Source organism: Acidovorax sp. (assembly GCF_027492855.1).
Classification (GTDB): domain Bacteria; phylum Pseudomonadota; class Gammaproteobacteria; order Burkholderiales; family Burkholderiaceae_C; genus Acidovorax.
In genome coordinates this window covers 25,910-51,226 of record NZ_JAPUDY010000085.1, presented here as the reverse complement: position 1 = coordinate 51,226, position 25,317 = coordinate 25,910, and the positions used below count along the sequence as shown (strand labels likewise).

Here is a 25,317-nt window from a genome sequence, read left to right as displayed (position 1 = left end):
CTCGGACAACCACGGCGAGTCAGTTCACGAAGCATGGGCGCTTCGACGCCCATGCTCACCCCGCAACCGCCCCGCCGCAGGCGCAGCCAGATGGGGTGAGAGCCAAACATCCAAACAGCCATACGGGCCATCGCTGCGCTCGGCCCAGCCTGCGCAGCGCGTGGCGCTTGCGCCCGCGAGATGGGGCCGAGCAACGCGATGGCCCGTGGGGATGTCCGATTCGTGGGTCCCTTCTGTATGCGCCTGGGGCGCGCAGGGCGCGGGGTGGCACGCGCGTCGGAGCGCGCGTGCTTCGTGAACTGACTCACCGCAGTTGTCCGAACGTAGCTGCGTAGCAGCGAAGTGAGTTCTGCGGTGCACCCCGTGACCGAGCACCCCAGGTTGCCCCGCAGCGCAGCGAAGGGGTCGCAGACAGCAGGGTCGCCTTTTCTTTGGTGACTTTCTTTTGGCGAAGCAAAAGAAAGCCACTGCGCCGCCGGGCGCACACCCCGGCTCCCGCCCCTGGCTCAGGCATCCAGCTTGATGAGCGCACGGCTTCGACAAGCTCAGCCTGAACGGTCGGCGTAGAAGTTTTGCTACACAAATAATAGCTAATAGCGATTGGTGGAAAAGCGCCAGAGCCAAAAATAGCTCAAAAAACCCGCCCATACCACCACACCGACAACCCCGCCGCTACCAACGCCAGTGCAGCCCCCAACAAAGCCAGCAGAGAAGAAATCTCCGTCTCCTTCTTCTCCACCGTCAGCCGGGAGCTGAGGGTTTCGTACACCTTCTTTAAATCTGCCGCCGTTGCGGCATGAAAGTACTCTGCCTGGGTGCGCGCAGCCACGGCCTTGAGGGTTTCTTCGTCGAGGCGTACGCGCATGGACCAGCCTTCGAAACCGATGGTTTCGCCCTGCACCGTGCCCACACCCACGGTGTATACGCGCACGCCCCGGTTGGCGGCCCATTGGGCGGCTTCGAGGGGGTCTACGCCTGTGGTGCGCTGGCCGTCGGTCAGCATGATGATGGCGGCGGAATTGTAGGAGCCGGGTGCCACTGGGGTGAAGGGTTTGGCCGCGTCTTGTTGTTGTTTACCGATTTCGTCGATGGGGCGGGGGCGCATGGCCTGGCGGCCGCCCAGGGCGGCGATGTCGATGCCTGCGTCGGGGAACAGCGTGGCCAGCGACAGCATGATGCCGTTGCCTGTGGCCGTGCCGCGTTGTAGCTGAAAGCTGTCGATGGCCTTGACCAGGTCTTCGCGACTTTGTGTGGGCAACTGCGCCAGTTGGGCGCTGCCCGCAAACGCGACGATGCCTACGCGCACATGGCGGGGCAGCTCGGCGATGAAGGCCTTGGCGGCGTTCTGGGCGGCGGTGATGCGGTCGGGCTCCACGTCGGTGGCGCGCATGCTGCCCGAGACGTCCATGGCCAGCATGATGGTTTGGTCTTGCGATGGCAGGGTGATCACGGCCATCGGGCGGGCGGAGGCCAGCAGCAGCGCGACGAGGGCCAGCAGGAAGAGGGCGGGCGGGATGTGGCGGCGCAGGCGCTGGCCGGGGCCCAGGGCCTCGCGCACCAGCGACAGGCTGGAGTAGGCGAGCGCCGTCTTTTTGCGCCGGTGCAGCAGCCACCAGTACAGCAGGACCAACAGGGGGGCGAGCAGCAGCAGCCAGAGCAGGGTGGGCCAGAGAAAAACCATGGTGCAGTTCCTCAGGTGGCGTATTGATGGTGAAGACGAGGAGGAGCCGCAGCGGGCGTGGCCGCGCGTGGTGCCCGCACGCGGCGCGCGCGCAGGTCCATGAAGCGCAGCAGGGCATCGACCAGATCGTCGTCGGTGCACAGCTCCAGCGTGTCGGCGCCTGCGCGCGCCAGGCTATCGCGCAGGGCGGCTTCTCGCTCTGAGGCCAGTTGCGCAAAGCGGCGGCGAAAGGCGGTATCGTGCGTGTCCACCTGCAGTTGTTCGCCGCTTTCGGCGTCGCGCAAGGTGATCAGGCCCAGGTCGGGCAGCTCCAGTTCCAGCGGGTCCAGCAGGCGCACGGCCACCACGTCGTGGCGCTGCGCGAGCTGGGCCAGGGGCTTTTCCCAGCCGGGCGCGCTGATGAAGTCTGAGACGATGAACACGGTGGAGCGGCGGCGCAGGTTGGCCAGCGCGGCCTGCAGCAGCCGGTGCAGCTCGGTGGCCGCGCCGCCGCCCATGGGGGGTGTGCTGGCGGGCTGACTGGGGGCCAGCAGGCGGTGTACCAGATGCAGCACATGGGCGCGGCTGCTGCGGGGCGGCAGCATGGCGTCCACCGCGCGTTCGGCCTCGCCGCTGGCGCCGCCATACAGCATGGCCCCCACGCGGTTGCCGTGGCGGGTGAGCAGGCGCGAGAGCACGGCCACGAAGCCGGTGAGGATGTCGCGTTTGGCATGCCCCTCGGGGCCGAAGTTGATGGAGGGGCTCAGGTCGAGCAGGAACCAGGCGGTCATCTCGCGGTCTTCGGTGAACACGCGCACATGGGGTTGGTTGAGGCGCGCGGTCACGTTCCAGTCGATGTGGCGCACGTCGTCGTGTGGCTGGTATTCGCGCAGATCGGCCAGGTCCAGGCCGGTGCCGCGCATCAGCGTGCGGTAGTCGCCCTGCAGCAGGCCATCCAGGCGGCGGATGACCTTCCACTCCAGCTCGCGCAGCAAGCGGTCGGCCTGCCCCGGCAGGGTGGGCAGCGTATGGACCGTGGCCGACGAAGCGGTTTCAGGCGGCTTTTTGTTCATGGTGCAGGGGCCGCGCAGGTGCAGGTATCTTGGCCATGATGCGTTTTATGAGTGCATCGGCGTCAAGGCCCTCGGACAGCGCCTCGTACGACAGTGCCACGCGGTGGCGCAGCACGTCGGCGGCCAGGTCGGCCATGTCTTCGGGCAGCACGTAGTTGCGCCCGCGCAGCATGGCCAGGGCCTGGGCGCCTTCGGCCAGGGCGATGGTGGCGCGCGGGCTGGCGCCGCAGGCGATGTAGCCCGTCAGATCCTTCAGGCCGTGCCGCGCGGGCACGCGGGTGGCGGTCACCAGTTTCACCGCGTATTGCAGCAGGGAGGGGTCCACATACACCGTGCGGCATTCGGCCTGCAGCGCGGCGAGCTGGGCGGTGGTGGCCACGGGCAGCACCTGCACGGGCAGGGCAAGCGCGCGCTGGGCGATCACGAATTCTTCTTCCTCGGTGGGGTAATCCAGCAGCACCTTCATCATGAAGCGGTCCACCTGCGCTTCGGGCAGGGCGTAGGTGCCTTCGGTCTCGATGGGGTTCTGCGTGGCCATCACCAAAAAGGGCTCGGGTACCTTGTGTGTCTCACCGGCAATCGTCACCTGGCGCTCCTGCATCACTTCCAGCAGCGCACTTTGCACTTTGGCGGGTGCGCGGTTGATCTCGTCGGCCAGCAGCAGGTGGGTGAACACGGGGCCCAGCGCGGTGCTGAACTCGCCGGTCTTCTGGTTGTACATGCGGGTGCCCACCAGGTCGGCGGGCACCAGGTCGGGCGTGAATTGGATGCGCTTGAAGCTGCCCTGGATGGTGCTGGCCAGCGTCTTCACCGTGAGCGTTTTGGCCAGGCCGGGCACGCCCTCGACCAGCAGATGGCCCTGGGCAAGCATGGCGACCATCACGCGCTCCAGAAAGCGGTCTTGCCCAACCACCACGCGCTTGACTTCGTAGAGCACCTGCTCCATCAGGGTGGCGGTGTTGTTCGTTGTGGTTTCCATGGGATTCCTTTCTTGGTCAGAACGGGGGCGTGCCCACAGCGGCTGCGGCGTTTTCTATGGGCACGGCAAAGCCGATGCCGATGAAGGTGCGCGCAGGCGTGGGGTTCAAGATGGCGGTGACGATGCCCACCACCTCGCCGTCGAGCGTGACCAGCGGGCCGCCCGAGTTGCCGGGGTTGGCCGCGGCGTCGAACTGAATCAGGTTGCTGAGCTGGCGCTTACCCTCGGGCGAGGTGAATTCGCGCCCCAGGCCCGACACCACGCCCGCCGATGCCGAGGGCCCGATGCCAAAAGGGAAGCCCACGGCCACCACATGGTCGCCGGGGCGCAGGTCTTGGGTGGAGCGCAGGGTGGCGGCCTCCAGGTCGTCGGGCACCTTGTGGGCCTGCAGCACGGCCAGGTCGTTTTCAGGTTGGGCGCCGGTGATGACGGCGGTGGTCTCCAGCCCATCGTGGAAAGTGATGCCGATGCGGTCGGCGCCCGCCACCACATGCAGGTTGGTCAGGATGATGCCCTTGTCCACAATCACCACACCCGTGCCAATGCCGCGCTCGATCTCTTCCTTGCCGTTTTTGCTGCGGCCATAGCCCACCACCCGCACGATAGATGGCGCAATGCTCTCCACCGCGCGCGCGGCGGCGGATGGTGGGACTGTGGTCTCCAGCGTGCGCAGCACGGCGGCGTCGATGTCTTCCTGGGTGATCTTGCGGGCGACGGAGCTGCTGTGCTGCCAGGCGCTGGCCGCTAGCAGGGCTGCCAACAGCAGCACGATGGCCCACAGGGCATAGAGCTGGCGTCTGAGCGCGGGGGAATGAGGGGCAGAGGGCGTAGCCGCCGCCGGGTCGGGCTGCGGGGGCAGGGCGGCGGGCGCAGCCGCTTCGGGGGCGGCCGCCTCTGCGGGAGGGCGGCTGCGGGCGGAGCGGGAGCTGCTGTAGAGGGCGGGCCGGGGCATCCTGTCACCTTTGCTCTGATTCCATTCCCAAATCAAACGATTGCTTTGTCGGCTTCGCTTGTCGTGCTTTAGCACTGCCTGCGCTTCGCCTTCGCGCACTCGCTTGATTTTGAAACGGAATGAAACGCCAGAAGCTGGCGCATGCAAATGACAGTAGCACGGTTTGCCCGCGAATGCATCCGCAGGGCTACCGTGCACAGCGCGCGGGGTTTCATCGTGCATCATCCGCACATGACCGCCTGGATTGATACGCACTGCCACCTTGATGCCCCCGAGTTCGATGCCGACCGCAGCGCGGTGCGCAGCCAGGCGGCTGCGCAAGGGGTGGCCCATTGCGTGATTCCGGCCGTGGAGCGCAGCAACTGGGACACCGTTCGCCTGCTGGCGCACCAGCACGGCGACAGCTATGCGCTGGGCGTTCACCCGCTCTACACCGGGCGTGCCGATGACGGGGACCTGGCGCTTTTGGAGCAGATGCTGCAGCAGCACCATGCCGACCCGCGCCTGGTGGCCATCGGCGAAATTGGCTTGGACTATTTCGTGCCCGGCCTCGACCCCGTGCGGCAGGAGCGGTTTTACCGTGCCCAGTTGCAACTGGCGCGCCGGTGGGACCTGCCGGTGATCCTGCATGTGCGCCGCTCGGCCGACAAGTTGCTCAAGGGTCTGCGCGATGTGCCGGTGCGCGGTGGCATTGCGCATGCTTTCAACGGCAGCCTGCAGCAGGCACAGGCATTTGTTGGCATGGGCTTCAAGCTGGGTTTTGGCGGCGCGCTGACTTACGACCGCGCTTTGCAGCTGCGCCGCCTGGCCGCCGAGCTGCCCGCAGACGCCCTGGTGCTGGAGACCGATGCGCCCGACATCCCGCCCCACTGGCTGTACACCACCGCCGAGCGGCGCGCGCAGGGCCAGCCGCAGGGGCGCAATGCGCCCGCCGAGTTGCCGCGTATCGCGCAGGTGCTGGCCGATCTGCGCGGCATGCCGCTGGCGGCGCTGGCCGAGCAGACAGCGGCGAATGCGCTGCAGGCGCTGCCACGGCTTGCAGCACTGGGCGGACTGAAATAATGATAAAAATGGGCTGTAGCGCTTTATTAATAAGCGCAAGCAGCTATTAAATTGATAGTATTTCTACCCATGCACTCCAGCCCTCCCGCCGCCGAAGCCTCCGTATCAGGCGCCGCCGTGGCCGCACCACGGCTGCAGGGCCTGCCGCCCGTGGTGGGGGCGGGCACTGTGCTGCTGGTGCTGGGCAGCTTTCCGGGCGTGGCATCGCTGCGCGCGCAGCAGTACTACGCACACCCGCAAAACCAGTTCTGGCGCCTGCTGCAGGCGCTGTGGCCACAGCACCCGCTGCCCGTGCGCGAGCAATACGCCGCGCGCTGCGACTGGCTGCTGGCGCGCGGCCTGGGCCTGTGGGATGTGTACGCGGCCTGCGAGCGCGAGGGCAGCCTGGATGCGCGCATTCGCAACGCCGAGGTCAATGATTTCGCGGGCCTGCGCGCCCGTTGTCCGCGCCTGGCGGCCATCGCCCACAATGGCGGGGAGAGCTTCAAGCACGCGCGCAGCACGGCGGCGCTGGGTGTGCCGGTGTGCAAGCTCCCCTCTACCAGCCCCGCGAATGCCTCGTGGAGCTTTGACCGTAAATTGGCGGCCTGGGCCGCACTGCTGTCGGCCCACCACCTGCTTTGAACACATTGAATGACCCGCAAAAAAGAAAAACTGCAAGAACTGCCCGAAGTCAGCGTGTCTGACGATGGCGAAGTGCGCCACCTGCACCTGGGCACGCCCTGGATCCAGGGCTCCATGCGCATCGCCGACCCCTTTGCGCTGGAGCTGGAGTATGTGCAGCGCATGATGGCCTGGCTGCTGTTTTCCGCCGACCTGGCCCAGGTGTCCAAGGGCCATGCCATGCAACTGGGCCTGGGGGCCGGTGCCATCACCAAGTTCTGCCACAAGAAGCTGCGCATCTGCACCACCACGGTCGAGCTGAACCCCCAGGTGGTGGCCGTGTGCCGCCACTGGTTCAAGCTGCCGCCCGACGGCCCCAAGCTGCGCGTGGTGCTGGCCGATGCGGCCCAGGAGATCCGAAACCCCATGTGGCTGGGCACCGTGGATGCGCTGGCCGTGGACCTGTACGACCACGAGGCAGCGGCGCCGGTGCTGGACAGCCCCGAGTTCTACGCCGATTGCCGCGCGCTGCTGACCGACACCGGCAGCATGACGGTGAACCTGTTCGGCAGGGCGTCGAGCTTTGACCGCAGCCTCAAAAGCATGGCGCAGGCGTTTGGCGACGAGGCGCTGTGGTCGTTCAAGCCCACGCGCGAGGGCAACACCGTGGTGCTGGCGCAGCGCACCCCCACCCGACCCAAACGCGCGGAGCTGGCCGAGCGGGCCGAGGCGATCCAGGCACGCTGGGATCTGCCCACCACCAAATGGCTGCGGGCGTTCAAGCCCGTGACGCCCTGAAAGGTTGTTGATATGACTGCTTCCGTGGATGTCCCTGGCCGCTTGAAGGCGACTCCCTTTGTCGGCCCGTTGGACTGGCGCCGCATGGTGCAGTGGCTCAGCGATGACAAGGTCATCTCGCACGAAGAAGCGCAGCGCACCATTGCCCGCTGCTCGCAGGCCGAAAGCTCGCAGCACGCGTTGGTGCGGCTGGCCAGCGTGGCCATGGCGCGCGCCAGCGACGGCAAGCCGCTCGACATCGAGGCGTTGTCCGAATACCTGGCCAAGCGGGCCGGGCTGGACTATTTGCGCATCGACCCGCTCAAGGTGGACGTGGGCCGCGTGGCCGACGCCATGAGCGCCATCTATGCCGAGCGCCACAAGGTGCTGCCGGTGCAGGTGACGGCCAAGGAGGTGGTGGTGGCCACCGCCGAGCCCTTCATCGACGACTGGGTGGCCGAGGTGGAGCGCCAGTCGCGCCGCACGGTGCGCCGTGTGGTGTCCAACCCGCAAGACATTCACCGTTTCACCGCCGAATTCTTTGCGCTGGCCAAGTCAGTGCGCGCGGCGCAGAAGGCCGGGGGCAGCGCGGGTGGCAGCAGTTTTGAGCAATTGGTGGAGCTGGGCAAAAGCAACAAGCAGCTCGACGCCAACGACCAGGGCGTGGTCAAGGTGGTGGACTGGCTGTGGCAGTACGCGTTTGACCAGCGCGCCAGCGACATCCACCTGGAGCCGCGCCGTGAGCAGGGCGTGATCCGTTTTCGCATCGACGGCGTGCTGCACCCGGTCTACCAGATGCCCATGGGCGTGCACAACGCCATGGTGGCGCGCATCAAACTGCTGGGCCGCATCGACGTGGTGGAAAAGCGCCGCCCGCAGGACGGCCGCATCAAGACACGCAACCAGCGCGGCGAAGAGGTGGAAATGCGCCTCTCGACCCTGCCCACCGCGTTTGGCGAGAAGATGGTGATGCGGATCTTCGACCCGGACAACGCCGTCAAAGACCTCGATGCCCTGGGCTTTGCGCAGCACGATGCGCAGCGCTGGGAGGCGCTGGTCAAACGCCCGCATGGCATCATTTTGGTGACCGGGCCCACAGGCTCGGGTAAAACCACCACGCTGTACTCCACCCTGAAGCGCGTGGCCACCGAAGAGGTCAACGTGAGCACGGTGGAAGACCCGATCGAAATGATCGAGCCCAGCTTCAACCAGACCCAGGTGCAGCCCCAGCTCGACTTCAACTTTGCCGAAGGCCTGCGCGCCCTGATGCGCCAGGACCCGGACATCATCATGGTGGGCGAAATCCGCGACCTGGAGACCGCCGAGATGGCCATCCAGGCCGCGCTCACGGGCCACCTGGTTTTCTCCACGCTGCACACCAACGATGCTCCCAGCGCCATCACCCGCATGATGGAGCTGGGTGTGCCCTCGTACCTGATCAACGCCACCTTGCTCGGCGTGTTGGCCCAGCGGCTGGTGCGCACGCTGTGCAAACAATGCAAAGAGGCCGACGAAGCCGCATCCCGGGAGGCGCTGGCCGAGGTTGTCAAGCCCTGGAAGATCAACGGCGCCTACCAGCCCTACAAACCCGTTGGCTGCGTGGATTGCCGTATGGGCGGTTTTCGGGGGCGTATGGGGCTGTATGAGCTGCTCACCGTGAGCGAGGCGCTCAAGGACAAGATCACCCAGGCCCCGTCCATCGACACGCTGCGCCGCCAGGCCGTGCAGGACGGCATGCGCCCCCTGCGCCTGGCGGGCGCGCTGCGGGTGGCCGAGGGCCTGACCACCATGGAAGAGGTGATCGCGGCCACGCCGCCGCTGGAATGATGTGATGCGCTGCGGGCGGACGGCGTTGGCCGGGCTGCTGGGGCGTTGCCGGATGTAGGTGGAATCCACATCCGCGAACGGGCGGGTTGACCCCACAATCGGCCAGTCGAGATTCCGCCTAGGAGACAATTCGTGAAAATCAAAAGTCAAAAAGACTTCTTTGCCGGCCTCATGTTCATGGGGATTGGCGTGGCGTTTGCGTGGGGTGCCACCACGTACAACGTCGGTAGCGGCGCCCGCATGGGGCCGGGCTACTTTCCGCTGCTGCTGGGCATCTTGCTGGCCATCATCGGCAGCGTGATCACCTTCAAGGCCACCACGGTGGAAACTCAGGACGGTGACAAGATCGGCAAGTGGGCCTGGAAGCCGTTGTTCTACATCCTGGCCGCCAACTTCGCCTTCGGCATCTTGCTGGGCGGTTTGCCCAGCCTGGGCATTCCAGCCATGGGCCTGATCGTGGGCATCTATGCGCTGACCTTCATTTCCAGCCTGGCGGGCAATGAATTCAATGCCAAGGCGGTGTTCGTTCTGGCCACGGTGCTTGCTGTGGGCAGTTACGTGGCATTCGTTTGGGCGCTCAAGCTGCAGTTCCCTGTGTGGCCGAGTTTCATCACGGGTTAAGCAGGAGCACAGACCATGGATCTCATTAACAACCTGTCGCTGGGTTTTGGCGTGGCCTTCACGTTCCAGAACCTGATTTACTGCTTTGTGGGCTGCTTGCTGGGCACGCTGATCGGCGTGCTGCCGGGCATCGGCCCCGTGGCGACCATCGCCATGCTGCTGCCCGCCACCTACGCGTTGCCCCCCGTGGCCGCGCTGATCATGCTGGCCGGTATTTACTACGGCGCCCAGTATGGCGGCTCGACCACCGCCATTTTGGTGAACCTGCCAGGCGAGTCGTCGTCGGTGGTGACCGTGATCGACGGCTACCAGATGGCGCGCAAGGGCCGAGCGGGCCCGGCGCTTGCCGCTGCGGGCTTGGGCTCGTTCTTCGCAGGCTGCGTGGGCACGCTGATTCTGGCGGCTTTTGCCCCCCCGCTGACCGAGGTGGCGTTCAAGTTCGGCCCCGCCGAATACTTCTCGCTGATGGTGTTGGGCCTGATCGGCGCCGTGGTGCTGGCCTCGGGCTCGCTGCTCAAGGCCGTGGCCATGATCGTGCTGGGCCTCTTGATGGGCCTGGTGGGTACCGACGTGAACTCGGGCGTGGCCCGCTTCAGCTTCGACATCCCCGAGCTGACCGACGGCATCGGCTTCGTGACCATCGCCATGGGCGTTTTCGGTTACGGTGAAATCATTGCCAACCTGTCGCGCCCTGACGAAGAGCGCGAAGTGTTCACCGCGAAGGTGGAGGGGCTCTTCCCGACCCGCGAAGACTTCAAGCGCATGTTCCCTGCGGTGCTGCGCGGCACGGCCCTGGGCTCGGCCTTGGGCATCTTGCCGGGCGGCGGCGCCTTGTTGTCGGCTTTTGCCGCCTACACCATCGAGAAGAAGACCAAGCTGCACCCTGGTGAAGTGCCTTTCGGCCAAGGCAACATCCGTGGCGTGGCGGCTCCCGAGTCGGCCAACAATGCCGGTTCGCAAACGTCTTTCATCCCGCTGCTGACGCTGGGTATTCCCCCCAACGCCGTGATGGCGCTGATGGTGGGTGCCATGACCATCCACAACATCCAGCCTGGCCCCCAGGTGATGACGAGCAACCCCGAACTGTTCTGGGGCCTGATCGCGTCGATGTGGATCGGCAACGCGATGCTGGTGATTCTGAACCTGCCGCTGATCGGCATCTGGATCAAGCTGCTGACGGTGCCTTACCGCTGGCTCTATCCCTCTATCGTGCTGTTCTGCGCGGTGGGTGTTTACTCCACCAACAACAACACTTTCGACATCTGGATGGTGGGCTTGTTTGGTCTGGTGGGCTACATCTTCCACAAGCTGGGCACCGAGCCTGCGCCTCTGCTGCTGGGCTTCATCCTCGGCCCGATGATGGAAGAGAACCTGCGCCGTGCGCTGCTGCTGTCGCGTGGCGACTGGAGCGTGTTTGTCACGCGTCCGCTGTCGGCTGGCCTGCTGGCGGCTGCCGCCCTGCTGCTCGTCATCGTGCTGCTGCCTTCGGTGAAGAACAAGCGCGAAGAAGCCTTCGTGGAAGACTGATGATGGGCGCCTTCGGGCCTCTTTCTTCCCTCGTCTGACCATCGGCACCTTCGGGTGCCGTTGTTTTTTGTACAGGAGGTGTTTTCGTGCGCTGGCGCTGGCGGTACACAATTGCGTGCTGAGGACCAGGACTGCATGCCCACACCATTCCATCTTGCCCAGCATCCCCACCGGGCGATGCTGCACAACGAAATCCACGCCCGCCCACCCGAGGCGATCACCGCCCCGCTGGCGATTGCCCACATCGTGATGCTGGCCGACGCTGCGGGGCGCGAGGCGAGCCGCGCCCATGTGGCCGCACTCTTGCGCGACCACCACCTGGCGCTGCCCGATGCCGACACCAACCATCTGCGGATGGACCTGGGGGCGTTTCGCATCCGCTGGGAACTGCACACCGAATTTGTGTCCTGGACCTTCATGGTGCCTGCGCAGGCAGAGTCTTTTGGCGAGCGTGAGCCTGCCAGCGCCGTGGATGCCGTGCCACGCGGCTGGCTGGCCGCCCTGCCTGGGCAGTGCCTGTGCAGTTTGAACCTGTGGGTGTTGCCCACGAACACGTTTGGCTCGGGCTCGCTGGTCAAGCATGTGCTGTATGAGGACTCGCTGGTCGCGTCCACCGTGGCCGACGGCCATGGCGAGGTCTATACCGACTTCGCGATCCATGCCGACGGTTTTTCGCGCATGGTGCTGCTGGCAGGCGGCATGACGCCGCGCCGCCTGGGGCGCCTGGTGCAGCGCCTCTTGGAGATCGAAACCTACCGCATGGCCGCCCTGCTGGGCCTGCCCGCCGCCCGCGAGGCGGCCAGCGTGCTGGTTTTTGCTGAGCGCGAACTGGCCGAACTGGCCAACGCCATCCGCACGGTCAACCGGGACGACGAACCCGCCCTGCTGGACCGTTTGACCCGGCTGGCCGGGCAGGTGGAGAGCCAGTACGCGGCCTCGCATTCGCGGTTTTCGGCCAGCAGTGCCTACTTCGAGCTGCTGGACAAGCGCATCGAGGACATTGCCGAGTCGCGCCTGGCAGGTATGCAGACCATTCGCGAGTTCATGGACCGGCGCCTGACCCCCGCGCGCAGCACCTGCGAGTGGGCGACCCGCAGGCAGGATGCACTGTCGCAGCGTGTCTCGCGCATGAGCAACCTGCTGCGCACGCGTGTGGAGATCGAGCAGCAGCAAAGCAGCCAGGCGCTCTTGACCACCATGAACCACCGGCAAGACCTGCAGCTCAAGATGCAGTCCACGGTGGAGGGGTTGTCTGTGGCGGCCATCACCTACTACATCGTGGGTCTGGTGAGCTACCTGGCCAAGGGGGCGCAAAAGCTGGGCTGGCCGCTGTCGCCCGAGACCACGGCGGCCATCGCGATCCCGGTGGTGGCCGTGGGCGTGTGGTGGTCGCTGCGGCGCCTGCACCACCGCGTGTTCCATAAGCACGACTGAGAACAGGTTCTCGGCCCGCCATCGTTGTTGAAGGGGGCCGCCGCGCAGAGTGTCGATGGCGCGCACCGGTGGCGCCGTGCCACACTGGGTGGCCCTGTGCGGACGAGAATTCGAGCCAAAAGTGCCTCCAACCCCATCGATACAAGCGCAAAAAGCTACAAAAAACATAGCAACAGGCCTGCTGCTGGCACTGTTCGGCTCCATCGCGTTCAGCGGCAAGGCCATCATCGTCAAGCTGGCATACCGCTACGGGGTGGATGCGGTCACGCTCATCATGTACCGCATGCTGTTTGCGCTGCCCATTTTTGCCACGATGGCCTGGTGGGCCAGCCGGGGCAAGCCGCCGCTCACGCGCAAGGACTGGCTGGGTGTGTTGGGCCTGGGCGTCACTGGCTACTACCTGGCCAGTTTTCTGGACTTTGCCGGGCTGGCCTACATCAGCGCCAGCCTGGAGCGGCTCATCCTGTACCTCAACCCCACGCTGGTCGTGCTGCTGGGTTGGGCGCTGTATGGCCGGGGCATCCGCTGGGGCCAGGCGGCGGGCATGCTGGTGAGCTACAGCGGCGTGGTGCTGGTGTTTGGCCACGAGGCCAACCTGCAGGGCACCAACGCAGCCTGGGGCACGCTGCTGGTGTTCCTGAGCGCGGTGAGCTATGCCATCTACCTCGTCTACAGCGGCGAGATGGTGCAGCGCCTGGGCGCGCTGCGCCTGGTGGGGCTGGCCACCACGGTGGCGTGCCTGTGTTGCCTGGCACAGTTTTTGGTGCTGCGCCCCCTGAGCGCGGCCGTGGTGGCGCCCGAGGTGATCTGGCTTTCGGTTCTCAACGCCACGCTGTGCACGGCTGTGCCGGTGCTGATGGTGATGATGGCCATCGAGCGCATTGGTGCGGGCATGGCGGCGCAGGCGGGCATGGTGGGGCCGCTGTCCACCATCCTCATGGGGGTGTGGATTCTGGGTGAGCCCTTCACCGTGTGGGTGGCGGCGGGCACGGCGTTGGTGGTGGCGGGGATTTTTGTGTTCACCCGCATGGCGCGGCGGACGGGCGGTGCCTGAGCGGCAGCGCCGCTCAGGTTGTGGAGATCAGGACGCCTTTTTTTTGGGCGGCGCCTTGCGCGCTGGTGCCACGGCTGGCGCTGCGGGCACAGGCGCTGTCGATGCAGCGGGGGCCGCCCTGGTCTGCATGCGTTGGGCCACGGTCACCGGCGTGGTGCCGGCAAAGGTGTCGAGGTTCCTGCCCATGGCCAGTTCCAGTTGCTCCAGGCGTGCCTGGGCGGGGGGATGGGTGGCCAGGGCGAGCGTGAACATGGGGTTGTCAGGGGTGGCCGTGCGCAATTGCTGCAGCACCGATACCAGGCCATAGGGGTCGAACCCCGCCCGGGTGGCCAGCGCCACGCCGGTGCGGTCGGCATCGTATTCATCGGCCTGGTCCAGCCCGCGCGCATAGAGGTTGCGCCCGAGGGCCAGGAATTGCGAGGCCACCAAGTTGCCCACCGCGTTCGTCTTGATCTGCGAGGCCGCGATCTGCGTCAGCATGCCCGACTGTGCAGTTTTGCGCATGGCCAGCAGGTGGTGCTTGGCCGTGACATGAGTGATCTCGTGGGCCAGGATGCCCGCCAGCTCTGCCTCGTCGGCGCAGCGGTCGATGAGGCCCTTGGTCACGAACACATAGCCCCCAGGCGCCGCGAAGGCGTTGTAGCCGGGGTCGTCCAGCACCACGAAGGTCCAGGGCAGGTGAGGGCGGGATGATTGCAGGCTGATCCAGCGCCCCAATTGGTTCACGTAACGCTGCAGCGCCATGTCGGGGTGCAGGGGCTTGCTGCCCAGCAGCACGGCGGCCAACTGGCGGCCGATTTCGATCTCGCGCGGCTCGTCGATGCTCTCGACCGAGCGTGTGAGCAGGCTGATGAGGTCGTCGCCCTGGTTGGCGGAGCTGCCCCCCCCGGTGATGGCGCCCAACAGGCCGCCGCCGGTGTTGCTGGAGGTGCTGCCGCCACCTCCCAAGGCATTGTTGAGCAGGTTCAACACGTTCTGGCTCTGCCCCTGGCTGGGCAGCAGGGTCAGGGCCAGGGCCGTGCAGGCAGCCGCAAGCAGCCGGATGCGGGCGGGGGAGGAGGGCGTGCGCATGGGTGGCAGCTCCGGGTTAGTTGGGGCTGAAGTTGGGGTCCGACGGGTTGTTCGACGAGCCTGCAGCCCCCGATCCTCCGCTGGATGACGATGGGCGTGGCGGCTCGGCCAGCGGCGGCACGGTGCGTGGCTGCAAGGCGGCGTTGCTGGCGAACTGGCGTGCCTGGTCCGCATTCACGCGCAGGCCCTCAGCCTGGCTCACGGCGGCCGGGTTGGGTTGTGCCTTGGCAATGTCTTCAGCGCCCAGGCCACGAATGCCCACGGTCGATGTGGCGGTGGTGTTGCCGCTGTTGCCACCGAACAGGCCGCCCAGGCTGCGCAGGCCGCCGGTGGCCGCGTTGTTGCTGGCTGCTGCGGCACCCGATTGCGGGCCCAGGTCAAACATGTGCACCCAGCCCGTGGCGCCCTGGGGGGTGCTCACCTTGGTCCAGGGGCCCTTGCGCTCGCTGCTGCGGGTAACAACGGTGTTTGCCTCCAGGGGCGCTACGCTGGCACCGGTTTCGGCGGGGCTGTCGCGCAACTGCGTGGCGCGCTTGACCACGGCTGCATCCTGCGCTTGCGCAGCGCCTGCCAAAAGGGCCAGTGCGGCACATGCCAGCCAGGCGGCCAGGGCTCTGCAATGCAGCCATTTCATCTTGCAACTCTCCACTTATGATTTGCCAGGGCTGCAGGGCGCAGCGCAAGAACAGGAGATTGTTATGGATTTGGGTATTGCAGGCAAATGGGCGCTGGTGTGTGGTGCCAGCAAGGGATTGGGCTATGGATGTGCGCTGGCGCTGGTGCGCGAGGGCGTGAACGTGGTCATCAACGCCCGCAATGCCGGTGCATTGGATCAGGCTGCTATTCAATTAATAGCTGCCAGCGCAGATCAATCAAGCGCTAGAGGTCAAAATGACTCCAAGGTTCTCAAGCCCCAGGTACTTGCCGTCGCCGCCGACATCACTACCCCCGAGGGGCGCGATGCGGTGTTCTCGGTGGCGGGCGGCCCTGGGCGCGATTTCGACATCGTGGTCACGAACGCTGGGGGGCCGCCCACGGGCGATTTCCGCGAGTGGAACCGCGATGCATGGATCAAGGCGGTGGATGCCAACATGCTCACGCCCATCGAGCTCATCCAGGCCACGGTGGACGGCATGGCAGAGCGTGGTTTTGGCCGCATCGTCAACATCACGTCGAGCGCAGTGAAGGCGCCCATCGACATCCTGGGCCTGTCCAACGGCGCGCGCAGCGGCCTCACGGGTTTTGTGGCCGGGGTGTCGCGCAGCAAGATCGCGGCGCGGGGCGTGACCATCAACAACCTGCTGCCCGGCAAGTTCGACACCGATCGCTTGGCAGCCACCGTGACGGCCGCCGCGGGCAAGGCGGGCAAAAGCGTGGATGACGTGCGTGCCGCCCAGCAGGCGCAGATTCCGGCGGGGCGCTACGGCACGGCCGACGAGTTTGGCGCGATCTGCGCTTTCTTGTGCAGCATGCAGGCGGGTTACATGACGGGGCAGAACGTGCTGGCGGACGGAGGCGCCTACCCTGGCACTTTCTGATAATGCAAACCTCGGCCGATGAGGTAGATTTCGGTAGGTGTTTTCATGCATTGCGCTGTTCGTTGGTTCTGTTCAAGGCTTGCACGTGGTGTTTTGCCGACAGCTTGCCTTTCGGATTGCGAAATTAATGAAATACTGTTTCCGAATTGTTTCTTAATTGGGTTCTGATTGTTGCCATGTATCAAGAGTCCAACGCCCTGATCCCCCGCCTGCTTCGCCGTGCGGCGCTTCTGTGCGTGGCATTGGGCGCTTGTGTGGGCGTGTTTGCCGCAGAGCCGTTGGCGGGTGGCGCCAAGGTCTACAAACTGCGTGTGGTAGGCGGGCTGGCGGGGGTGAACCAGTACACCCGGCAGGAAGAGCCGTTTTGGAGCAAGGAGCTGTCTCGCCTGAGTGGTGGCAAGTTCCAGGCCGAGATCGTGCCCTTTGACCAGGCGGGCGTGCCGGGCAACGAGATGCTGCGGCTGCTGCAATTGGGCGTGGTGCCGTTTGGTACCACCTTGATGAGCTCGTTCACGTCGCAGTACCCCGAGTACACCGCCCCCGATCTTGCAGGGCTGAACCCTGACATCGCCACGCTCAAGACCACGCTCACCGCGTTCCGCCCTTATCTCGAAAAGGCCCTGCGCGAGCAGCATGGTGTGGAGGCACTGGCGATTTATGTCTACCCCGCACAGGTGGTTTTCTGCAAGGCCCCCTTGCGCTCGCTGTCTGAGCTGTCGGGGCGCCGCGTTCGTGTGTCCTCGTCCACGCAGGCCGACTTCGTGGGGGCCTTGGGTGGCACGCCGGTGTTGACCAGTTTTTCCCAGATCGTGCCCAGCCTGGAGGCCGGCACGACCGAATGCGTGGTCACGGGCACCATGTCGGGCAACGTTCTGGGGTTGCCCAAGCTGACCACCCACGTGCATGCCTTGCCTCTTACCTGGGGGCTGGCTATTTTCGGGGCCAACCAGGCCGCATGGTCGGGTTTGCCGTCCGAACTGCGTGATCTGCTCAAGCGCGAGTTGCCCCGGCTGGAGTCCGCCATCTGGGCCGAGTCCGAGCGTGAAACGGCCGACGGCATGGCCTGCAACCGGGGTGCGCCCACCTGCACCAGGGGCACCAAGGGCGCGATGGTGGTGGTGCCGGTGTCCGCCCAGGATGAGCACAACCGCCAGACGATCCTGGCCTCTACCGTGCTGCCGCGCTGGATACAGCGCTGCGGTGCGCGCTGTGTCCAGGCCTGGAACCAGACGATCGGCCCTGCGCGTGGCCTGATGGCAGCTCCCGTGAAATGAATCAATGAAGGAGCCTACAACGCCACTTCGCATCAAGGCCTTCGTGTGGGCTGCGGTCGTGGTATTTGTAGTGGCCGTGATGCTGGTGGCCGCAGCGGTGGCCTGGAACGCCCGCAAGGTCGCGCTGGACGATAGTGCGGTGCAGGCCACGCGCTTCGTCGCGGGCGGCGAGGCTGCACTCAATCGGTCGCTGCTGGCTGTGGACGTGCTGCTGGCCAGCGTCGATGAACTGCTGGGGCTGTCGGATGCCGTGGTCACCTGGATCGATACCACCACCGCCAACCAACGCTTGCGCAGTTCCACGCGCCAGAACCTGATGGTGCGTTACGTCACCTTGCTGGACGACACCGGCAAGCCCCTGGCGTCTTCCGACCCGTCGGGCAGCGACCTGAAGGTGCAATTGCCGACAGGGTTCCTGGAGTCGGTGCTGGGACAGCCCGTGTCCACCTTGATGGTCAGTGCCCCGGTGGTCAGTTTCGCCAGCTCTGAGCGTGTCCTGTATGTGGCGCGCCACCTTCGGCTGGCCGACAACACGCGTGTGGCGGCCGTGGCCGAATTGCCGGTGGGTGCATTGAGTTCGGTGCTGCTCCAGGGGGTGGACATTCGCGGCCTGCAAGTCACGCTGGAGCGGGCCGGGGGCGAGCTGTTGTTCGGAGGGCCCGGCCGTGAGGAAAGCTCCGTGCTCACGCTGTCGCCGCCGCTGGCCGAGATCACGGACCTGGGTTTGGACTGGAAAGCGCCAGCGCGCCTCACCGGCGACCCGGCGCTGGTGGTCTATCGGCCCATCCTGTACCAGGACTTGCGGGTTTCCGCGAGCATTCCGCTGCACGAGGCGCTGAGCGATTGGCGTGACCAGCGGGATGCCATCGCGCTGACCGCGCTGCTTTTCATCGCCATGATCCTGGCGGCGGGCGTGCTGGCCTTGCGCTACCTGAACCGCCTGTCGCAGGCGCGTGTTGCCATCGCGCAGTCCAAGGCCACGCTTGATCAGGCGCTGGAGTCCATGGTCAGCGGCTTTTTGCTGCTCGACAGCGACAACCGCGTGGTGCAGTGGAACAGCCAGTTCGAGGTCATCTTCCCCTGGCTCAAAGGCATCATCGCGCCGCAGATGCCTTTTCGGGCGGTGATCGAAGAAACCGTCAAGCACCACCACCCGCGCCTTGCCAGCCATGAGCACGAGCGCTGGGTGGAGCAGCGCATGCTCAGGCAGCAGCAAAAACAACAGCAGGAGCCACACGAGCAGGTGTACTCCAACGGCCGCACCGTCCAGATCACGGAGCGCACCACGCCCGACGGGGGCATCGTCATCAGCTACCACGACGTCACCGCCCTGCGGCGGGCGGGCGCCGAGATCGAAAACCTCGCCTTCTACGACCCACTGACCAACCTGCCCAACCGCCGCTTGCTCATGGACCGGATGCAGCAGGCCATTGCCGCCAGTGTGCGCAGCGCGCAATATGGGGCCTTGCTGTTCCTCGATCTGGACCACTTCAAGACCTTGAACGACACACGGGGCCATGAGGTGGGGGACATGCTGCTGCAGCAGGTGGCGCAGCGCCTGAAAACCTGCGTGCGGCGCGAAGACACGGTGGCGCGGTTGGGGGGCGACGAGTTCGTGGTCATGCTCACCGACCTGTCGACCACCAGCGAGGACGCGGCCGCCTATGCCCGCCGCGTGGGCGAAAAAATCCTGCGCAAGCTGAACGTGCCCTACACGCTGGGGGGTCATGCCCACCACAGCACGCCCAGCATTGGTGCCACCTTGTTGGGCGGGCAGATCCAGTCTTCGGTCGATCTGCTCAAGCAGGCCGACATCGCCATGTACCAGGTCAAGTCGCAGGGGCGCAACGCGCTGTGTTTCTTCGACCCGCAGATGCAGATCGCCATCAGCCTGCGTGCGCAGCTCGAAGGGGACCTGCAGGCGGCGCTGACGGGGCGCCAGTTTGTGTTGCATTACCAGCCGCAATTCCACCTGGACGGCCGCATCGTGGGAGCCGAAGCGCTGATCCGCTGGCAGCACCCTGAGCGCGGGCTGGTGGCGCCCGGCGCCTTCATCGGCGTGGCCGAGGAAAGCGAGCTCATCGTGCCCATGGGCCACTGGGTGCTGCGCACCGCCTGCGAACAACTGGCCGCCTGGGAGGGCAATGAGCACTACCGGCACCTGCAACTGTCGGTCAACGTGAGCGCGCGGCAGTTCCGCCAGCGCGACTTCGTGGCGCGGGTCGTCGAGGTGCTGCGCGAGACGGGCGCGCGGCCCCACCTGCTCAAGCTCGAACTCACCGAATCGCTGGTGCTGGACAACGTGGACGACACCATTGCCAAGATCGGCCTGCTCAAGACCAAGGGCGTGCGCTTTTCGGTGGACGACTTTGGCACCGGCTATTCATCGCTGGCCTACCTCACGCGGCTGCCGCTGGACCAGCTCAAGATCGATCAGTCCTTTGTGCGCAATCTGGGCGTGCGGCACACCGACGACGTGATCGTGCAGACCATTTTGGGCATGGCGCGCAACCTGGAGCTCGATGTGATTGCGGAAGGCGTGGAGACCGAAGCGCAAAAGAGCTTCCTGGCCGCGCACGGCTGCGTGTTCTTCCAGGGCTACCTGTTTGGCCGCCCCACCCCCGTGGCCCAACTGGAGGCCGTGATAGAAGCCTTGGCTGTGCCGGGCGGGCAGGGGTGAGCACGGCAGCTGGGTGCGCCGCGCTGTGTTTTTGCTATATTTTTAATAGCTTGTCGCGCTGATGGAATAAGCGGTAGGCCCCTTTTTTACTCACAATCGTCCAGGGCCATCGCCATCGTCAGCGCCGCGACGACACCACGATGCCGCCCACGATCAACGCGAACGCTACGCCGTGGAACAGTTGGGGCGTCTCGCCCAGAAAGGCCGCCGACAGCACGCCCGCGAACAGCGGCGTGAGGTTGACAAAAAAGCCCGCCACCGCAGGCCCCGCCCGCTGCACGCCCACGCCCCAGCAGCGATAGGCCAGCACCGCAGGCCCCACGGCGATGAAGGCCAGCGCGGCGGCCAGCGGCCAGCCCCATTCGATGTGTGTGCGGCCGCTGGCCCACTCGGCCCCGGCAAAACTGCCCGACCAGGCCAGGCCGAACACCATCTGCGCCATCAAAAACGCGGCCCAGTCGCTGCGGATGCTGGCGGGCTCGCTGGTGCGCGCCAGCAGCCAGCTGTAGAACGCCCACGAGACAGTGGCCAGCAGCATGAACACATCGCCCGGCACCAGGCGGAAGGCCAGCAGTTGTTGCCACTCGCCCCGGCTCAGCACCAGCAGCACGCCACACATCGACAGCAGCGCACCCATCACCTGGCGCCGCGTCACGACCGCGCCGAAGAACAGCGCCCCCACGGCCAGCATCCACACCGGCATGCTGGAGCCCACCAGCGTCACGTTGATGGGCGTGGAGGTTTGCAGCGCCATGTATTGCAGCGCGTTGTAGGCCCCGATGCCCAGCAGCCCCAGCAGCGCATAGCGGCGCCAGTGCGGCCACAGCGGGCTGCCTGCGCGCAGCACGCCATGGGCCAGCGGCAGCAGGATGGCGAAGGCCAGCACCCAGCGGATGAAATTGAGCGTGATGGGCGGGATCAGGTCATGCACCAGCCGCCCCACCACGGCATTGCCCGCCCACAGCAGGGGCGGTATCACCAGCAGCACGGCCGTGCCGGGTGTGAGTTTTTGCGTCATGGGCCAGCACTGTAGCGGCCTGCGCCTTGCCATGCCACATTTGGCAAGAAGACCTTGGCGCGCTGCGGCACCTGGGCGGCTGGCGGCAGGCTGGCGCGATTCGTGGCAGGATGGCCGCCGTTTTCTCACCCGTTACAGGAGCAGCCAGCCATGAGCCTTGCCGTCCAGATCCGCCAGCACGGCGGTCCCGAAGAACTCCACATCGTTGACGTCACCGTGGGCGAGCCCGGCCCCGGCGAGGTCCGCATCCGCCACCACGCCATCGGCCTCAATTTCATCGACGTTTACCACCGCACCGGCCTGTATCCCTTGAACATGCCTGCAGGCATCGGCATGGAGGCCGCGGGTGTGGTCGAGGCCGTGGGCGAGGGCGTTACGCACCTCAAGGCGGGCGACCGCGCCGCCTACGCCAGCCAGCCGCCCGGCGCGTATTGCGAAGTGCGCGTGATGCCCGCGAAATGCGTGTGCAAGCTGCCCGACGCCATCAGCTTCGAAACCGGCGCAGCCATGATGCTCAAGGGCCTGACGGCGCAGTACCTGCTCAAGAAGACGCTGCCCGTGGAGGGCTTGTTGCCTGGCGACCCAGTGCTCTTTCACGCCGCCGCCGGGGGCGTGGGCCTGATCGCCACGCAATGGGCCAAGGCCCTGGGCCTCGTACTCATCGGCACGGCGGGCAGCGATGCCAAGTGCCAGCTGGTGCGGGACAACGGCGCGGCGCACGCGATCAACTACAACACGGAGGACTTCGCCGCCCGCGTGAAGGAGATCACCGGCGGCAAGGGCGTGAAGGTGGTTTATGACTCGGTGGGCAAAGATACATGGGACAAGTCGCTCGACTGCCTGCGGCCTTTTGGCCTGATGGCCAGCTTCGGCAATGCCTCGGGCCCCGTGGCGCCGTTCGCGCCGGGCTCGCTGGGCGCCAAGGGCTCGCTCTACGTCACGCGCCAGACGCTGTTCACCCACATCGCCACGCGCGAAAGCACCCAGGCCATGGCCGACGAGCTGTTTGCCGTGGTGGCGAGCGGACAAGTGAAGATCCACATCGACCAGCGCTACCCCTTGGCCGACGTGCAACAGGCGCACCGCGACCTGGAGGCGCGCAAGACCACGGGCAGCACCATCCTCACGCTGTGAACACGACAACACCGACCTTTGACGGCTGGCTGGCCGCCGCGCGCGCGGCAGCCCAGCAGCCGCCCGCGCAGCCACGCCAGGCGCTGCTGGTGGCGGGGCAGGTGGTGGGCTCGGTGGTGGAGGGGTTTTTGAATCAAATTGACCTCCAGCGCTTGATGGATAAGCGCTATAAGCTATCAAATCAGGAGCATTCCGGTGCGATGACCTGGTGCCTTGATGTGCCGGCCGATGCCGCCACCGACGCCCTCAACACCCTGGCCGCAGCCCTGCGCGAAGCGGACCTGTGTGGCCCCTGGCGCGACGAGCAACTGGCCGTGTGCAACCCAGAGGGCGAGCGGGTGGGCACGGTGGAGCGCGGCGCCGTGCGTGTGCTGGGCGTTGCCACCCGCGCCGTGCACCTGGTGGGCCTGGCGCCCGACGGCCGCATGTGGGTGCAAAAGCGTGCGATGAGCAAGCCCACCAACCCCGGCCTGTGGGACACGCTCATGGGCGGCATGGTCTCGGCCGCCGACACGCTGCCAGAGGCGCTGGCGCGCGAAACCTGGGAAGAGGCGGGCCTCAAGGTGGACGCGCTGCACGGTGTGCGCCACGGCGGCCATGTGGACTTCAGCCGCACGAGCCGCGAGGGTGGCGGCGCGGGCCATATGCGCGAGCGCATCGACTGGTTTTGCGCCCAGGTGCCCGAGGGCATGGAACCCGCCAACCAGGACGGCGAGGTCGAACGCTTCGAACTACTGACCCTGGACACCGTGCGCCAGCGCGTGGCGCAAGGCCAGTTCACGCCAGAGGCGGGGCTGGTGATCGCGGGGTTTCTGGGGGCGTGATGGGGGCGCATGTCCCCTTGGCCTTCCAATAGACAAAACAACCGTTCCGGCTGAGCCTGTCGAAGTCCTGTGCGGCGCTTCGACAGGCTCAGCGTGAACGGCTTTTGTCGGTTTGAAAGTGCTTTCCGCTCAGCTGGGGTCCACCATGGTCTTGAGCCGACTGGGTGCCAGCGCCCCGGCCGATTCAAGGATGGGGTAGGCCACCGAGCACAGCAGCGAGTTGATGCGCTTCAAGTCGCTGATCAGGTCAATGTGCAGCGAACTGGTCTCGATGCTCTGCACGGTGTTGTCGGACAGGCGCGCCAGGTGGGTGACCGAATAGGCGTGCTCCAGGTCGCGAAAACGGGCCTTCTCCTCCAGCAGCTTTTGCGCATCGCGCACGCTGCCGTTGAGGAACACGCTCATCGCCAGCCGCAGGTTGTCGATCAGGCGGGCGTGCAGCTCGTTGATCTCGTCCATGCCCGCCACGGAGAACTGGCGGCCCTTCTTGATCTTCTTGTCCTCGATGTCGATCAGCACGCGCTCGATGATGTCGCCGATCTGCTCCATGTTGATGGTGAAGCTGATGATGTCGGCCCAGCGGCGGCCCTCGCGCTCGTCCAGGGCTTCGCGCGAGATCTTGGTCATGTAGTACTTGATGGCCGAGTACAGGTCGTCCACCTCGTCGTCGAGCTTGCGCAGGTCTTCGGCAAGCTGCAGGTCGTCCGTCTGGATCACCTTGTGCAGGCCGCGCAGCATGGACTCGACCACGTCCGCCTGGTGCAGCGCCTCGCGCGCCGCGCACGAGATGGCCAGCGAAGGCGTGGCCAGGGCCGAGGGGTCCAGGTGCTGGGGCCGCGAGCCCGCGGCCGCCGATTTTTCAGAGGGCAGCAGTCGCTGCACGGTACGGGCCACGGTGCCGGTGAGGCCGATGCACACAATGCCCACCACCGTGTTGAACGCCAGGTGGAACAGCACCACCAGCGTGGCGGTCTCGGGCACGTAAGGGCGCACATGCTGCAACCACAGCCCGGTGAGCGGCGCCATGATGACCACGCCGATGATCTTGAAGAACAGATTGCCTAGCGGCACCTGGCGGGTCTGCACGTCGGCCTTCATGGTGGTCAGCACGGCCAGCACGCCGCTGCCCAGGTTGGCGCCCAGCACCAGGCCCAGCGCCACATCGGCCGGGATACCGCCCGAGCCCGCCAGCGCGGCCGTGAGCAGCACCGTGGCCAGGCTGGAATAGGCCACGATGGCCAGCAGCGCGCCGGTGAAAATCTCCAGCAACAAATCGCTGGTGAGCGCGCCGAGCAGCGTGCGCACCGTGGGCGACTGTGTGAGTACGGTGGTGGATTCGGTGATCAGGCGCAGCGCCAGCAGCATCAGCCCCAGGCCGATGAGCACACGCCCCACACGGCCCACGGCCGTGCCCTTGCGCGCGGTGAACAGCACCACGCCCACGAAGATGAGCAAGGGCGACAGCCAGGACAGATCAAGCGAGAACACCACGGCCATCACGCTGGTGCCCACGTCGGCCCCCAGCATCACCGCCAGCGCGGCAGGTAGCCCCACCAGGCCCTGGCCCACGAACGAGGACACGATGAGCGCCGTGGCCGTGCTCGACTGCACCACGGCCGTCACCCCGATGCCCGACAGCACGGCCGTGAACCGGTTGCTGACGCTGTGCGCAATGAGATGGCGCAGGTTGGCGCCAAACACGCTCAGAATGCCGGTGCGCACCAGGTGGGTGCCCCAGATCAGCAGCGAGACGGCTGCCAGCAGATTCAAAAGATGCTTCATGAAAAACCGTTGTGTTTCTTCTTATTGAGTCGGCATTTTGAACTTGAAACACCCGTTCGGGCGGAGCTTGTCGAAGCCTTGCGCAGCGCTTCGACCCTTCGACAGGCTCAGGACAGGCAAGCTCAGCCCGAATGGTTTCAAGTGAGTTGATGCCGACTCAATATTTTCTTGCGACGTGCTGAGAGTGGTTTGCACCCGGCCCGCAGGTGCCTGGTTCTAAGAACGGCTGCCCGTGCTGCGGCGTTTACCGTTGCGGCTGCCAGGGGCGCCAGGGCGTACCACTCACTGTCACAAAACTGTCATACAAGCATACTCCTGATTCCATAGCGCGGCACGGATGTCCCTGTTGGCGCTGGGGCGCGTGGGCCGAACCAGCCCGCAAAAAGGAAACGGCCCGCGTGTTGCGGGCCGTCGGCAGGGTGGTGCT

At 65.9% G+C, this 25,317-nt stretch carries 21 protein-coding genes; 13 read left to right on the top strand and 8 right to left on the bottom strand.

The genetic code is table 11. The features are described 5' to 3' along the window. Nucleotides 1–631 precede the first annotated feature (631 nt). From Q0105_RS16800 to Q0105_RS16785, 4 genes are read right to left on the bottom strand one after another with little or no spacing between them, the layout of a single operon-like run. Nucleotides 632–1,681, bottom strand: coding sequence for a VWA domain-containing protein (locus tag Q0105_RS16800; protein ID WP_298213281.1), 1,050 nt, complete (start codon nucleotides 1,679–1,681; stop codon nucleotides 632–634). An 11-nt stretch (nucleotides 1,682–1,692) separates the two neighbouring features. Then, on the bottom strand, nucleotides 1,693–2,733 hold the full coding sequence (locus Q0105_RS16795) for a DUF58 domain-containing protein (RefSeq protein WP_298213280.1): 1,041 nt from the start codon (nucleotides 2,731–2,733) through the stop codon (nucleotides 1,693–1,695). Continuing rightward, nucleotides 2,714–3,712, bottom strand: a complete 999-nt coding sequence (locus Q0105_RS16790) for an AAA family ATPase (protein WP_298213279.1) — start codon at nucleotides 3,710–3,712, stop codon at nucleotides 2,714–2,716. Before Q0105_RS16790 ends, Q0105_RS16795 begins: the two co-directional genes overlap by 20 nt. A 16-nt stretch (nucleotides 3,713–3,728) precedes the next feature. After that, complete coding sequence (locus Q0105_RS16785; RefSeq protein ID WP_298213278.1) at nucleotides 3,729–4,664, bottom strand: trypsin-like peptidase domain-containing protein; 936 nt, start codon at nucleotides 4,662–4,664, stop codon at nucleotides 3,729–3,731. 231 nt (nucleotides 4,665–4,895) lie between these two features. Between Q0105_RS16785 and Q0105_RS16780 the strand changes: the two genes are divergently transcribed. The 8 genes from Q0105_RS16780 (at nucleotide 4,896) to Q0105_RS16745 (ending at nucleotide 13,569) form a co-directional block, all read left to right on the top strand. After that, nucleotides 4,896–5,726: a TatD family hydrolase gene (locus Q0105_RS16780; protein ID WP_298213282.1), complete on the top strand. Its 831-nt coding sequence runs from the start codon at nucleotides 4,896–4,898 to the stop codon at nucleotides 5,724–5,726. Between the two features lie 69 nt (nucleotides 5,727–5,795). Further along, nucleotides 5,796–6,350, top strand: coding sequence for a DNA-deoxyinosine glycosylase (locus Q0105_RS16775; RefSeq protein WP_298213277.1), 555 nt, complete (start codon nucleotides 5,796–5,798; stop codon nucleotides 6,348–6,350). A gap of 9 nt (nucleotides 6,351–6,359) precedes the next feature. Next, nucleotides 6,360–7,127 (top strand): spermidine synthase, encoded by a 768-nt coding sequence (locus Q0105_RS16770; protein WP_298213276.1) that lies wholly within the window; start codon nucleotides 6,360–6,362, stop codon nucleotides 7,125–7,127. 12 nt (nucleotides 7,128–7,139) lie between these two features. After that, nucleotides 7,140–8,933 (top strand): type II/IV secretion system protein, encoded by a 1,794-nt coding sequence (locus Q0105_RS16765; RefSeq protein WP_298213275.1) that lies wholly within the window; start codon nucleotides 7,140–7,142, stop codon nucleotides 8,931–8,933. A 132-nt stretch (nucleotides 8,934–9,065) separates the two neighbouring features. Further along, nucleotides 9,066–9,554 carry a tripartite tricarboxylate transporter TctB family protein gene (locus Q0105_RS16760; RefSeq protein ID WP_298213274.1) on the top strand — a complete coding sequence of 163 codons (489 nt, stop codon included), beginning with the start codon at nucleotides 9,066–9,068 and terminating at the stop codon, nucleotides 9,552–9,554. A gap of 15 nt (nucleotides 9,555–9,569) precedes the next feature. Beyond that, nucleotides 9,570–11,081: a tripartite tricarboxylate transporter permease gene (locus Q0105_RS16755; protein ID WP_298213273.1), complete on the top strand. Its 1,512-nt coding sequence runs from the start codon at nucleotides 9,570–9,572 to the stop codon at nucleotides 11,079–11,081. Nucleotides 11,082–11,216: 135 nt separating this feature from the next. Beyond that, the gene (locus tag Q0105_RS16750; RefSeq protein ID WP_298213272.1) at nucleotides 11,217–12,515 is read left to right on the top strand and encodes a DUF3422 domain-containing protein; all 1,299 of its coding nucleotides are present in this window, start codon (nucleotides 11,217–11,219) and stop codon (nucleotides 12,513–12,515) included. Nucleotides 12,516–12,636: 121 nt separating this feature from the next. Further along, nucleotides 12,637–13,569, top strand: coding sequence for a DMT family transporter (locus Q0105_RS16745; RefSeq protein WP_298213271.1), 933 nt, complete (start codon nucleotides 12,637–12,639; stop codon nucleotides 13,567–13,569). A 27-nt stretch (nucleotides 13,570–13,596) separates the two neighbouring features. Here the strand turns inward: Q0105_RS16745 and Q0105_RS16740 are convergent, their stop codons facing one another. Further along, nucleotides 13,597–14,640: a M48 family metalloprotease gene (locus Q0105_RS16740; RefSeq protein WP_298213270.1), complete on the bottom strand. Its 1,044-nt coding sequence runs from the start codon at nucleotides 14,638–14,640 to the stop codon at nucleotides 13,597–13,599. 16 nt (nucleotides 14,641–14,656) lie between these two features. Continuing rightward, nucleotides 14,657–15,274, bottom strand: a complete 618-nt coding sequence (locus Q0105_RS16735; protein ID WP_298213269.1) for an SH3 domain-containing protein — start codon at nucleotides 15,272–15,274, stop codon at nucleotides 14,657–14,659. 64 nt (nucleotides 15,275–15,338) lie between these two features. Here Q0105_RS16735 and Q0105_RS16730 point away from each other — a divergent pair, with 64 nt between their 5' ends. The 3 genes from Q0105_RS16730 to Q0105_RS16720 all read left to right on the top strand — a co-directional run bounded on the left by Q0105_RS16730 (nucleotide 15,339) and on the right by Q0105_RS16720 (nucleotide 20,132). Then, the gene (locus tag Q0105_RS16730) at nucleotides 15,339–16,178 is read left to right on the top strand and encodes an SDR family oxidoreductase (protein ID WP_298213268.1); all 840 of its coding nucleotides are present in this window, start codon (nucleotides 15,339–15,341) and stop codon (nucleotides 16,176–16,178) included. A 176-nt stretch (nucleotides 16,179–16,354) separates the two neighbouring features. Continuing rightward, nucleotides 16,355–17,452 (top strand): TRAP transporter substrate-binding protein, encoded by a 1,098-nt coding sequence (locus tag Q0105_RS16725; protein ID WP_298213267.1) that lies wholly within the window; start codon nucleotides 16,355–16,357, stop codon nucleotides 17,450–17,452. A 4-nt stretch (nucleotides 17,453–17,456) separates the two neighbouring features. Next, nucleotides 17,457–20,132: an EAL domain-containing protein gene (locus tag Q0105_RS16720; RefSeq protein WP_298213266.1), complete on the top strand. Its 2,676-nt coding sequence runs from the start codon at nucleotides 17,457–17,459 to the stop codon at nucleotides 20,130–20,132. 118 nt (nucleotides 20,133–20,250) lie between these two features. Here Q0105_RS16720 and Q0105_RS16715 read toward each other — a convergent pair whose 3' ends face one another. Next, nucleotides 20,251–21,150 carry a DMT family transporter gene (locus Q0105_RS16715; RefSeq protein ID WP_298213265.1) on the bottom strand — a complete coding sequence of 300 codons (900 nt, stop codon included), beginning with the start codon at nucleotides 21,148–21,150 and terminating at the stop codon, nucleotides 20,251–20,253. A 150-nt stretch (nucleotides 21,151–21,300) separates the two neighbouring features. Between Q0105_RS16715 and Q0105_RS16710 the strand changes: the two genes are divergently transcribed. Together Q0105_RS16710 and Q0105_RS16705 are read left to right on the top strand one after the other, a co-directional pair. Further along, nucleotides 21,301–22,284 (top strand): quinone oxidoreductase, encoded by a 984-nt coding sequence (locus Q0105_RS16710; RefSeq protein WP_298213264.1) that lies wholly within the window; start codon nucleotides 21,301–21,303, stop codon nucleotides 22,282–22,284. Next, nucleotides 22,281–23,108 (top strand): NUDIX domain-containing protein, encoded by an 828-nt coding sequence (locus Q0105_RS16705; protein ID WP_298213263.1) that lies wholly within the window; start codon nucleotides 22,281–22,283, stop codon nucleotides 23,106–23,108. The genes Q0105_RS16710 and Q0105_RS16705 overlap by 4 nt, the downstream gene beginning before the upstream one ends. Nucleotides 23,109–23,237: 129 nt before the next feature. Here the strand turns inward: Q0105_RS16705 and Q0105_RS16700 are convergent, their stop codons facing one another. Continuing rightward, the gene (locus Q0105_RS16700; RefSeq protein ID WP_298213262.1) at nucleotides 23,238–24,890 is read right to left on the bottom strand and encodes a Na/Pi cotransporter family protein; all 1,653 of its coding nucleotides are present in this window, start codon (nucleotides 24,888–24,890) and stop codon (nucleotides 23,238–23,240) included. Nucleotides 24,891–25,317: the final 427 nt, after the last annotated feature.

Excerpts from the sequence above, each read along its gene's own strand:
- Q0105_RS16775 (WP_298213277.1), top strand. The coding sequence starts at position 5,796 with ATGCACTCCAGCCCTCCCGCCGCCGAAGCCTCCGTATCAGGCGCCGCC.
- Q0105_RS16700 (WP_298213262.1), bottom strand. The coding sequence starts at position 24,890 with ATGAAGCATCTTTTGAATCTGCTGGCAGCCGTCTCGCTGCTGATCTGG.
- Q0105_RS16770 (WP_298213276.1), top strand. The coding sequence starts at position 6,360 with ATGACCCGCAAAAAAGAAAAACTGCAAGAACTGCCCGAAGTCAGCGTG.
- Q0105_RS16780 (WP_298213282.1), top strand. The coding sequence starts at position 4,896 with ATGACCGCCTGGATTGATACGCACTGCCACCTTGATGCCCCCGAGTTC.
- Q0105_RS16735 (WP_298213269.1), bottom strand. The coding sequence starts at position 15,274 with ATGAAATGGCTGCATTGCAGAGCCCTGGCCGCCTGGCTGGCATGTGCC.
- Q0105_RS16740 (WP_298213270.1), bottom strand. The coding sequence starts at position 14,640 with ATGCGCACGCCCTCCTCCCCCGCCCGCATCCGGCTGCTTGCGGCTGCC.
- Q0105_RS16800 (WP_298213281.1), bottom strand. The coding sequence starts at position 1,681 with ATGGTTTTTCTCTGGCCCACCCTGCTCTGGCTGCTGCTGCTCGCCCCC.
- Q0105_RS16730 (WP_298213268.1), top strand. The coding sequence starts at position 15,339 with ATGGATTTGGGTATTGCAGGCAAATGGGCGCTGGTGTGTGGTGCCAGC.
- Q0105_RS16785 (WP_298213278.1), bottom strand. The coding sequence starts at position 4,664 with ATGCCCCGGCCCGCCCTCTACAGCAGCTCCCGCTCCGCCCGCAGCCGC.
- Q0105_RS16795 (WP_298213280.1), bottom strand. The coding sequence starts at position 2,733 with ATGAACAAAAAGCCGCCTGAAACCGCTTCGTCGGCCACGGTCCATACG.
- Q0105_RS16755 (WP_298213273.1), top strand. The coding sequence starts at position 9,570 with ATGGATCTCATTAACAACCTGTCGCTGGGTTTTGGCGTGGCCTTCACG.
- Q0105_RS16710 (WP_298213264.1), top strand. The coding sequence starts at position 21,301 with ATGAGCCTTGCCGTCCAGATCCGCCAGCACGGCGGTCCCGAAGAACTC.
- Q0105_RS16750 (WP_298213272.1), top strand. The coding sequence starts at position 11,217 with ATGCCCACACCATTCCATCTTGCCCAGCATCCCCACCGGGCGATGCTG.
- Q0105_RS16715 (WP_298213265.1), bottom strand. The coding sequence starts at position 21,150 with ATGACGCAAAAACTCACACCCGGCACGGCCGTGCTGCTGGTGATACCG.
- Q0105_RS16720 (WP_298213266.1), top strand. The coding sequence starts at position 17,457 with ATGAAGGAGCCTACAACGCCACTTCGCATCAAGGCCTTCGTGTGGGCT.
- Q0105_RS16725 (WP_298213267.1), top strand. The coding sequence starts at position 16,355 with ATGTATCAAGAGTCCAACGCCCTGATCCCCCGCCTGCTTCGCCGTGCG.
- Q0105_RS16790 (WP_298213279.1), bottom strand. The coding sequence starts at position 3,712 with ATGGAAACCACAACGAACAACACCGCCACCCTGATGGAGCAGGTGCTC.
- Q0105_RS16765 (WP_298213275.1), top strand. The coding sequence starts at position 7,140 with ATGACTGCTTCCGTGGATGTCCCTGGCCGCTTGAAGGCGACTCCCTTT.